12 protein-coding genes are annotated in these 7,894 nt (G+C 37.2%); 6 read left to right on the top strand and 6 right to left on the bottom strand.

The window, feature by feature from the left end:
• Positions 1–49: 49 nt before the first annotated feature.
• Complete coding sequence (locus P9B04_RS10775; protein ID WP_342054994.1) at positions 50–1,198, bottom strand: PP2C family protein-serine/threonine phosphatase; 1,149 nt, start codon at positions 1,196–1,198, stop codon at positions 50–52.
• Positions 1,199–1,421: 223 nt separating this feature from the next.
• On the opposite strand from P9B04_RS10775, the gene P9B04_RS10770 reads away from it, so the two are divergent.
• The 4 genes from P9B04_RS10770 (at position 1,422) to P9B04_RS10755 (ending at position 3,637) form a co-directional block, all read left to right on the top strand.
• Entirely contained in the window at positions 1,422–1,850 is a 429-nt protein-coding gene (locus P9B04_RS10770) for an ATP-binding protein (protein WP_342054993.1), read from the top strand.
• A 20-nt stretch (positions 1,851–1,870) separates the two neighbouring features.
• Positions 1,871–2,701 carry a sulfurtransferase gene (locus tag P9B04_RS10765; RefSeq protein ID WP_342054992.1) on the top strand — a complete coding sequence of 277 codons (831 nt, stop codon included), beginning with the start codon at positions 1,871–1,873 and terminating at the stop codon, positions 2,699–2,701.
• Between the two features lie 143 nt (positions 2,702–2,844).
• On the top strand, positions 2,845–3,381 hold the full coding sequence (locus P9B04_RS10760) for a LabA-like NYN domain-containing protein (protein WP_342054991.1): 537 nt from the start codon (positions 2,845–2,847) through the stop codon (positions 3,379–3,381).
• A gap of 13 nt (positions 3,382–3,394) precedes the next feature.
• On the top strand, positions 3,395–3,637 hold the full coding sequence (locus P9B04_RS10755; protein ID WP_342054990.1) for a hypothetical protein: 243 nt from the start codon (positions 3,395–3,397) through the stop codon (positions 3,635–3,637).
• A 142-nt stretch (positions 3,638–3,779) separates the two neighbouring features.
• Here the strand turns inward: P9B04_RS10755 and P9B04_RS10750 are convergent, their stop codons facing one another.
• Together P9B04_RS10750 and P9B04_RS10745 are read right to left on the bottom strand one after the other, a co-directional pair.
• Positions 3,780–4,253 (bottom strand): VOC family protein, encoded by a 474-nt coding sequence (locus P9B04_RS10750; RefSeq protein ID WP_342054989.1) that lies wholly within the window; start codon positions 4,251–4,253, stop codon positions 3,780–3,782.
• Between the two features lie 132 nt (positions 4,254–4,385).
• The gene (locus P9B04_RS10745; protein ID WP_342054988.1) at positions 4,386–4,826 is read right to left on the bottom strand and encodes a pentapeptide repeat-containing protein; all 441 of its coding nucleotides are present in this window, start codon (positions 4,824–4,826) and stop codon (positions 4,386–4,388) included.
• Between the two features lie 268 nt (positions 4,827–5,094).
• Between P9B04_RS10745 and deoC the strand changes: the two genes are divergently transcribed.
• Positions 5,095–5,760 carry a deoxyribose-phosphate aldolase gene (gene deoC / locus P9B04_RS10740; RefSeq protein WP_342054987.1) on the top strand — a complete coding sequence of 222 codons (666 nt, stop codon included), beginning with the start codon at positions 5,095–5,097 and terminating at the stop codon, positions 5,758–5,760.
• Positions 5,753–6,481 (top strand): sulfite exporter TauE/SafE family protein, encoded by a 729-nt coding sequence (locus P9B04_RS10735; protein WP_342054986.1) that lies wholly within the window; start codon positions 5,753–5,755, stop codon positions 6,479–6,481. The genes deoC and P9B04_RS10735 overlap by 8 nt, the downstream gene beginning before the upstream one ends.
• 121 nt (positions 6,482–6,602) lie before the next feature.
• Here P9B04_RS10735 and P9B04_RS10730 read toward each other — a convergent pair whose 3' ends face one another.
• From P9B04_RS10730 to P9B04_RS10720, 3 genes are all read right to left on the bottom strand, one after another.
• Complete coding sequence (locus P9B04_RS10730) at positions 6,603–7,169, bottom strand: FKBP-type peptidyl-prolyl cis-trans isomerase (protein WP_342054985.1); 567 nt, start codon at positions 7,167–7,169, stop codon at positions 6,603–6,605.
• On the bottom strand, positions 7,160–7,504 hold the full coding sequence (locus P9B04_RS10725; protein ID WP_342054984.1) for a phasin family protein: 345 nt from the start codon (positions 7,502–7,504) through the stop codon (positions 7,160–7,162). The genes P9B04_RS10730 and P9B04_RS10725 overlap by 10 nt, the downstream gene beginning before the upstream one ends.
• Positions 7,505–7,579: 75 nt before the next feature.
• On the bottom strand, positions 7,580–7,894 hold a 315-nt coding region (locus P9B04_RS10720; protein ID WP_342054983.1), incomplete at its 5' end, for a hypothetical protein.

Below are 7,894 nucleotides of genomic sequence, written 5' to 3'. Positions count from 1 at the left end.
GTTGGGAAGCCCACGCTATACTGCTCTTAGCAGTTAGCGTGGGAGGATGTCACGTATTATCTGTAAAAGAGACTTCAATAATAGATAAATCATCGTCAAACTTTCCTTTTATATGACAGGATTGAAGGTACCCAATCAACCAGTCTAGATTAGTTGCATTGTCTTTTTGATAAGCTCGAACCATTGATAGAAAATTATTTAATCCCATTAGAGTTCCATCCTCTTGTTCTATTTCATAAATACCGTCGCTGAAAATATACAATTTGGATGAACTATCAACAAATAAAGAACTATTTGTATATTTTGCTCCAGGAAACATTCCCACTGGTAAACCAGGAGTTTTCAGTTTAGTTTCTACAACTTCTTGATCCAAGTTCTGGGTCAATAAAATAGCAGGAGGATGGCCAGCACTAGCATAAACCAATTCGCGATCTTTGCAATTATAAACCCCGTACCAAATAGTAAAGTATTTGTCATTTGTTTCGGTCATTTGGAAAGTTTTGTTAAGTTCAGTTAGAACTTGATTAGGTTGATAATAATCAACTTGACTCAAATTTTGAGAACGAAGTAAATTAATAACAGCTAAAGCGGGTAAAGCGGCCCGAAGTCCATGGCCCGAAACATCCAAAAGATAGAGGGCTAAATGATCTTTATCTAACCAAAAGTAGTCAAACCCATCTCCCCCTAACTGACTCGAAGGAAGAAAACGAGAATCAATGGTTAAAAAAGGATTTTGAATAGGTTTAGGTAAAATAGAGCTAACATATTCTGCTGCTTCTGTTAATTCAGCTTCTAAAAGTTGTTTTTGTTCCGTTAAATCTTGGCTCAATTGATGCAATCTTAAACCTGCTCTAATTCTAGCAATAAACTCGTTCATTTCGATTGGTTTGCAGAGAAAATCGTCGGCCCCTGCATCCAAACCCTTAACTCGGTCTTCCACCGATCCCAAAGAAGTCAGTAAAATAAAAAAAGTAGTGGCTAAATCAGGAATACTCTTCACTTGATAACAAACCTCCAGTCCACTCATTCCGGGCATAACCCAATCGCAAATGATCATCGCTGGATATAACTCTTTAGCCTTGATTAATCCTTCTTCTCCCTCCCCTGCGCATACCACATCATAACCCTCGCGTTTCAGGGTTCTCTCTAAAAGTAGGCGAATACTTTGGTCATCATCAATCAATAAGATTTGAACCATAATTGACAGTTGTGAGGAGTTTGAGTAAGAATTAGGGCAAGAAATCTCAACCCAGTCCAACAATAACCTAAATACTATTTTAGGAGTCGAGGGCAACAAAAACAGAAAACTCCCAGCAATCTTGTAACAATCCAGGTAAACTGGAGCTAGTAATTTGGATCAGGGATTAGCTATCCCTATTCTATCTGTGTCAGCTGTAGTTGATTGTAGAGGCTTTGAATCCTTGAGCGTCCCGCAACACATTTCGTTCAAAGTAAAGAGCGACCTAAAAGCGTTAGATGAGGTTTTAGGTCACTTTGACAACATGAATCAACCCTGGATACCCAAAAAAGATTGGCTACAATGTCAACTAGCCTTAGCAGAAGGTTTCACCAACGCAGTTCGACACGCTCATAAGAACATTTCTGATGAAGTTTTTGTAGAAATTGAAATCAAGCTGACTTCTGATCGCTTAGAGATGAGAATTTGGGATCAAGGACCGTTTTTTGACCTGAAAGGGTTTCTCAAAGCCAATGCTAAAGAGGATAACCGTTTTGCTGGCCATGGCCAGGGACTTCCTATATTGCAAAAAATAGCTGCCCAACTAAGTTACGAACGCACAGAGGATGAGCGAAACTGTTTATTGATTATCAAAAACTTTTTCTTTCCTTAAGCTGATCGTACAATATTAGTATGTTTAATGTAAATTCTATCGTTTCCAGCGAATGGCTCGTTGGTCAAATCTCTAACCCTAACCTTGTTATTATCGATTGTCGCTTCCGTTTAGGAAACCCTAATTGGGGATATGAACAGTATCTCAGCAGTCATATTCCAGGGGCTTATTATTTAAACTTAGATCAAGATTTATCTTCTCCCGTTAGCACTCATGGTGGCCGTCACCCTCTCCCCACTGCTGCAATTTTTGCGAAGAAATTAGAGTCTATGGGCATAACTTTGGGGGAAACCTTGGTTATCGCTTACGATGACCTCCGGTTTGCTTTTGCTGCCCGTCTGTGGTGGTTACTCCGTTACTTTGGTCACGATAAAGTAGCTGTTTTGGACGGGGGTTGGCCAAGTTGGCAAACTCTTAACTATACGGTAGAAAATACTACTCCATCCCCACAACCAGGAAATTTTGTACCCCATATTCACAATAGCTGGACCGTGGATATTGAAACCCTCAAGCAACGCAAAGATTTGTCTGATGTTATTGTAATTGATTCGCGAGACAGCGATCGCTATCGAGGAGAAAGAGAACCCATTGACCCCATAGCCGGACATATTCAAGGGGCAGTTAATTCCCCTTGGAAGGACGTTACTAACGAAGAAGGTTTATTTTTACCTGAAGCTAAACAAAAAGCCTTGTGGGCTAATTTAGAGGGAGCTAAGGAAATTATTGTTTACTGCGGTTCAGGAGTTACTGCTTGTGTCAATCTTTTGTCTATGGAATCAATAGGAATAAAAACAGCAAAATTGTATCCCGGGGGTTGGAGTGATTGGTGTTCTTACTGGGTTAAAAGCTAATTCCTTGGATTTACTTAGATAGAATCCTTCCTAGAAATTAGTAAACTTTTAAGGTAAAATTTAAGTTAAGTAACCTTACTAAATTAAACAATTAAGCTACTTATCTATTTCTTTATTTTTATTTATACTTAGGTCTCAATTTTATGGATGCTACGAATACTTGTGTGTGTCAGAAAGAGCGTCTTTCTATATTTGTTGATGGGAATAATATGTTTTATGCTCAGCAAAAAAACGGTTGGTTTTTCGATCCAAGGAGGGTTTTAGATTATTTTACCAACGATCCTCATGTTTATTTAATTAATGCTTTTTGGTACACCGGACTAAAAGATTCTCAGGATCAAAGAGGTTTTCGGGACGCTTTGATTAGTTTGGGTTATACAGTAAGAACAAAAATTTTAAAGGAATACTACGACGATACCTCGGGAAGATACTCTCAAAAAGCTAATCTCGATATTGAAATTGTAGTGGATATGTTTAATACTGTGGATCAATACGATCGAGTTATTTTGTTTAGTGGAGATGGGGATTTTGAAAGGGCGATCGAATTGTTGAGATCGAAAAATACTCACATTACTGTTGTTTCTACGGAGGGGATGATCGCAAGGGAGTTACGCAATGCTACTGACCGCTATATTGACTTGAACGATATCAAAGATAGTATAGAAAAGCAAGATTACTGACTAACCGATGATTATGGACTCTTCCAAAAAGAAACGCAGGGGTTCCCTCGCTAAAAAAGTTGATAGTGAAGTGGAAAAAATTATTTATAAAGTAATGACAAACGAGGGGTTAGAGCAAACTATTGCTAGAGCAGTAATCAAAGGGTTGATTGTTCTAATTCGACGCTATTTATGGCTTGGGGTAGTGGGTATTTTACTATTGTTAATAGTACAGTCTATTTTAATTAGTTTATCCCTCAAGTTTATCTTAGACTAGAGTATTTTATAAAAATTTTTAGAGCTATGTAATGTTATTTTTTATCCCTGATTTGTGATTTCTTCCACCCTATAAATAGTACTCAAATAACCTTTGGAAACACGAAAAAAAATAATTTACAATGGGCTAATAATAGTCTAAACTACTTTGGTAAATCTGTAGCATCGCAGCGAATTTCTACCATGAAACCATCAGGATCATAAAAATAGATTCCTTTTCCCGTGGGGCGACTAACCGGCCCGTGATCGATGATAATATTGTTACTTTTTAAAACTTCTACAGCTTGAGAAAATAGATCTGGTTCAATGTGAAAAGCTAGATGATTTGCTCTAGTAAACTGTTGTTTTGGATCGGCGTTTGGAGGTAATAAATTTGGTTCCCAAAATAGGTCTAATACCAATCCGTCAGGGGTAATAAAATTGGCAACTTTTCCCTGAGCAACTAAATCTTTTAGGGTACTAGGAACTTCGTCCCCTGTTAATTCGTGAAGTCCTAAAATTTCGCCATAAAAGTGACGAGAATCTTGCATATTCTTGACATTTAAAGCGATGTGGTGAACTCGCTTTAGGCTTCCTATATCTAATCCCTGAGTAATTTGAGTTTGTTGCATTGGCATAAAATAATATACTGTAATCAGTATTAATATAACAAAAAATATCTAAAGCTGTTTGTATAAACTATGAAAAATGTGGAGGAGATAAGATGTGCTGAGCAACCGGCCAAAAAAGATTAAAAACTAGACAAATGTTTACTCGGGTGATTCCCCTCCCACACTAATTCCAGTGTAAAAAATCTCTGCTCCATCAATAATTAACGCCATCATAGATGCACCAGATACATCAGCATCATAAATGATTGCTTTTGTTAGATTAACGTTGTCGAGAATGCTACTATTAAGAGTAGCATTGGTAAGCATAGAAGAGGTGAGATTAGCTCCTTCTAAATTAGTTCCTGTGAGATCAGCACCTTCCAGGTTAGCTTCTGTTAAGTTAGCCCCTTTTAGGTTAGCATCTCTGAGATCTGCACCAATCAAATGAGCTGCGGTTAGATTAGCACCAGATAAATCGCAACCTTGACATTCTCTAGTAGATAATAACTGTTGGATATGATCGGGATTAGCTGCTTTAATATCAGGATTAAATAAGATAGGAGTGAGTAGTCCTAAAATAGCAACAATTGATGGTTTCATAGGTTGTCCCCAAAAAATAAATTTGGTGATAGATTATTATAAGTATGGTGACGACATTGATAAATAGTGAGTTCCTGCAATTAAAGTCAATATCCGTGATGTTTTTGAACTTTTTTCTACTATTTTATCATTGATATTCTCTTGAATTTTGAAATAGTAATTGAAGTTAAATAGGGTTAAAAATTAAAAAAAACAAAGCTTTTGAATTATTGAACTTTTTATCTTTTACTATTTACAATAAAGAAACCCCAATTTAAGGAATGCTCAGATGATAGAAAAAGATATAACTATTGATATTGCCACTTACATTGATCATTCTCTGCTCAATCCCACCGCTACCCCAGAAAATATAGAACAATCTTGTAAAGAGGCGCAATATTTTGGCTTTCCTGTAATTTGTGTTTATCCTAGTGCCGTGTCTCAAGCAGTTAAATTAGTTCACGATAAAAAGATTGCTGTGTGTACTGTTATCGGCTTTCCTACGGGGGCAAATACCTCATCTACTAAACTATATGAAGCTCAAGAAGCAGTAGAAAATGGTGCCACAGAACTGGATATTATGCTTAACTTAGGCTTATTAAAAGCGGGAAATTCTGAGGCTATTTATAACGAAATTTCCGCCATTTGTGAAGCTACAGGAAAGACTATTAAAGTAATTTTAGAAACCAATTTATTAACAGATACAGAAAAACAGTTAGCAGCAGAAATTTCTATGGATGCAGGAGCAAATTACCTCAAAACTAGTAGCGGTTGGTTTGGGGGTGCAGTGGTGTCTGATGTGCGTTTTCTTAGTCAAATAACCGAAGGAAAAATAGGGATTAAAGCATCGGGAGGAATCAAAACTTTAGAGCAAGCTTATGCTTTAATAGAAGCAGGAGCGACTCGTTTAGGGACTTCTCATGGTGTGGCTTTAGTGCAGAGTCAAAATGGATAATTTTCTTATTGCTTTGATTATCTTGTTAGGAGTATTTATTCAAAGTCTTTCTGGGTTTGGTTTAGGGTTGTTTGTTATGCCGTTACTAACGTTAATTATTGATGTTAGAGTTGCTTCTCCCCTGATGAATTTGATTGCATTATTAACCTTACTAATTATCTCTTTTTATTATCGAAAACAATTAGAATTTAAAGGGATTTTGGGATTAGTTGTTGCTTCTGGTTTAGCCATTCCTTTTGGGGTGTATTTCCTTAAACATATCCATCAGACTATCGCCCTAACTATTTTAGGAATAGTGGTTTTAAGTTATGCTATTTATTCCCTTTTAGAGTTACCTTTACCGATAATAAGCTCTCATAAATGGGGTTTTGGTTTTGCTTTTTTATCCGGTTTATTATCAGGTGCCTATAATACGGGGGGACCTCCTATCGTCATTTACGGAAGTTGTCGTCGATGGACACAAGAAGAGTTTAAAACTAATCTCAATTTTTTCTTTTTTTGTAACGTTATTATTATTTTCATTAACCATCTTCTGCAAGGGAACTATACTACCCAAGTCATCAATTTATTTCTGAGTAATATTCCTATTATTTTCGTCGGTTTAACTTTAGGTTTTCTTTTATCTGATAGAGTTAACTTATTAGTGTTTCGTAAATTGGTATTGGTTTTATTGGTTATCACCGGCTTACAATTACTGATAAAGGTAATTTTAGGTTATTGATTTATAAATAATTAGATAGTTGAAGAAGGAGTCAAAATACAGGATTTCCTGACTCCTGACTCCTGACTCCGAAGGGGTGATAAAATATCTTCTTCAAGGGATATTTGAGCAGATTGGTTAACTATTTGACCCCCAATAACTCCACATCAAAGATTAAGGTTGCGTTAGGGGGAATTACACCACCTGCACCCCTTGAACCGTAACCTAACTCAGAAGGAATAATTAAGATACGTTGTCCACCTACTTTCATGGAAGCAACCCCTTCATCCCATCCTTTGATAACTCTTCCTACACCAATGGGGAAAGAAAAAGGTTGATTGCGATCGCGCGAACTATCGAATTTTTTGCCATTGTCCAGGGTTCCAGTGTAATGCACCGTAACAGTTTTGCCCTTTTGAGGACTTTCCCCTTCCCCTGTTTTTATGTCGATGTATTTTAGTCCAGACTCGGTGGTAACGGCGTTGTCTATCTCTTCTTGGGTGATTTCTCGGTCATTGATATTTAGAGCCATGAGTGTATCTGTGTTAATATTAGGAGAATTTTCCGAAGCGATCGCTGTTTGTTTGTCGGAGTTACCAAAAATAGAACTCAATAATAACAACAAACTAAAACCTGCAATAATACCAAAACTGATAAAAATTTCCCGCATGGATCGATGTTTTCCTTTACTAACTGTTTTTAGTTCCATAATTTGTTCTCTAGATCTCTAACTTGTCTTTCTAGGCGATCGATTCTTCCGCGTAACTCATCGACTTCGTTTTGACGGGGAACCCCCAAGTCTTGCAACATATTTCGCAGTTGACGTTCCATGTTGTTCTCAAAGTTACCTTGCCCTGTTTTGATCTGGTCCATGATATCGTCAACGAAACCTTGTGCCTGATCTGGGTTAATTTTACCTTCTTTGACCCATTCTTCGCTGACTTCTTTTAACTTTTCCGCAGCTAGTGAGGTTGTACCAACGCCCATGAGGACTAGCTGTTTAATCCAGTCATTATCGTTTCTGTTGTTTCTATCTTCGGCCATGATGGTAACTTGGGGGTTATTTTATCTATGTTCTTAATCTAGCAAAAAAGTGTAGTTTGTTCTTGAGTCTCATAATTACTGGATCTTATACACCTGTAAAACCTCATCACCATAATGATTAATCACTTTAACGGCAATTTGGGCATTTTTACCTTGTGGTGCATTAAAAGGACGACTAACTGAGGAATATAATTCATTCCAAGCATCTGCTTCAATTTCGCTTTTAAGGGTACGTTTTAGCTTTTTATAGGGTTCTCGTTCTCCTGAACCTGTAAAATAGGCATGACGTACAAAGAAGCTTTCGCCGTTATAGTCGGTATCAATAAACCAACAAGCAATGAAGCTTCTCAAAAAGTCTGGGGGGACTCGCCGAAAGTTAGGGGACAAAGA

It is taken from the genome of Crocosphaera sp. Alani8 (genome assembly GCF_038442745.1).
Lineage (GTDB): Bacteria > Cyanobacteriota > Cyanobacteriia > Cyanobacteriales > Microcystaceae > Crocosphaera.
This window is presented reverse-complemented; position numbering and strand designations above follow the sequence as displayed.

Coding starts and splice junctions, on each gene's coding strand:
- P9B04_RS10775 (WP_342054994.1), bottom strand. CDS start 1,198: ATGGTTCAAATCTTATTGATTGATGATGACCAAAGTATTCGCCTACTT.
- P9B04_RS10765 (WP_342054992.1), top strand. CDS start 1,871: ATGTTTAATGTAAATTCTATCGTTTCCAGCGAATGGCTCGTTGGTCAA.
- P9B04_RS10760 (WP_342054991.1), top strand. CDS start 2,845: ATGGATGCTACGAATACTTGTGTGTGTCAGAAAGAGCGTCTTTCTATA.
- P9B04_RS10755 (WP_342054990.1), top strand. CDS start 3,395: ATGGACTCTTCCAAAAAGAAACGCAGGGGTTCCCTCGCTAAAAAAGTT.
- P9B04_RS10750 (WP_342054989.1), bottom strand. CDS start 4,253: ATGCCAATGCAACAAACTCAAATTACTCAGGGATTAGATATAGGAAGC.
- P9B04_RS10745 (WP_342054988.1), bottom strand. CDS start 4,826: ATGAAACCATCAATTGTTGCTATTTTAGGACTACTCACTCCTATCTTA.
- deoC (WP_342054987.1), top strand. CDS start 5,095: ATGATAGAAAAAGATATAACTATTGATATTGCCACTTACATTGATCAT.
- P9B04_RS10735 (WP_342054986.1), top strand. CDS start 5,753: ATGGATAATTTTCTTATTGCTTTGATTATCTTGTTAGGAGTATTTATT.
- P9B04_RS10730 (WP_342054985.1), bottom strand. CDS start 7,169: ATGGAACTAAAAACAGTTAGTAAAGGAAAACATCGATCCATGCGGGAA.
- P9B04_RS10725 (WP_342054984.1), bottom strand. CDS start 7,504: ATGGCCGAAGATAGAAACAACAGAAACGATAATGACTGGATTAAACAG.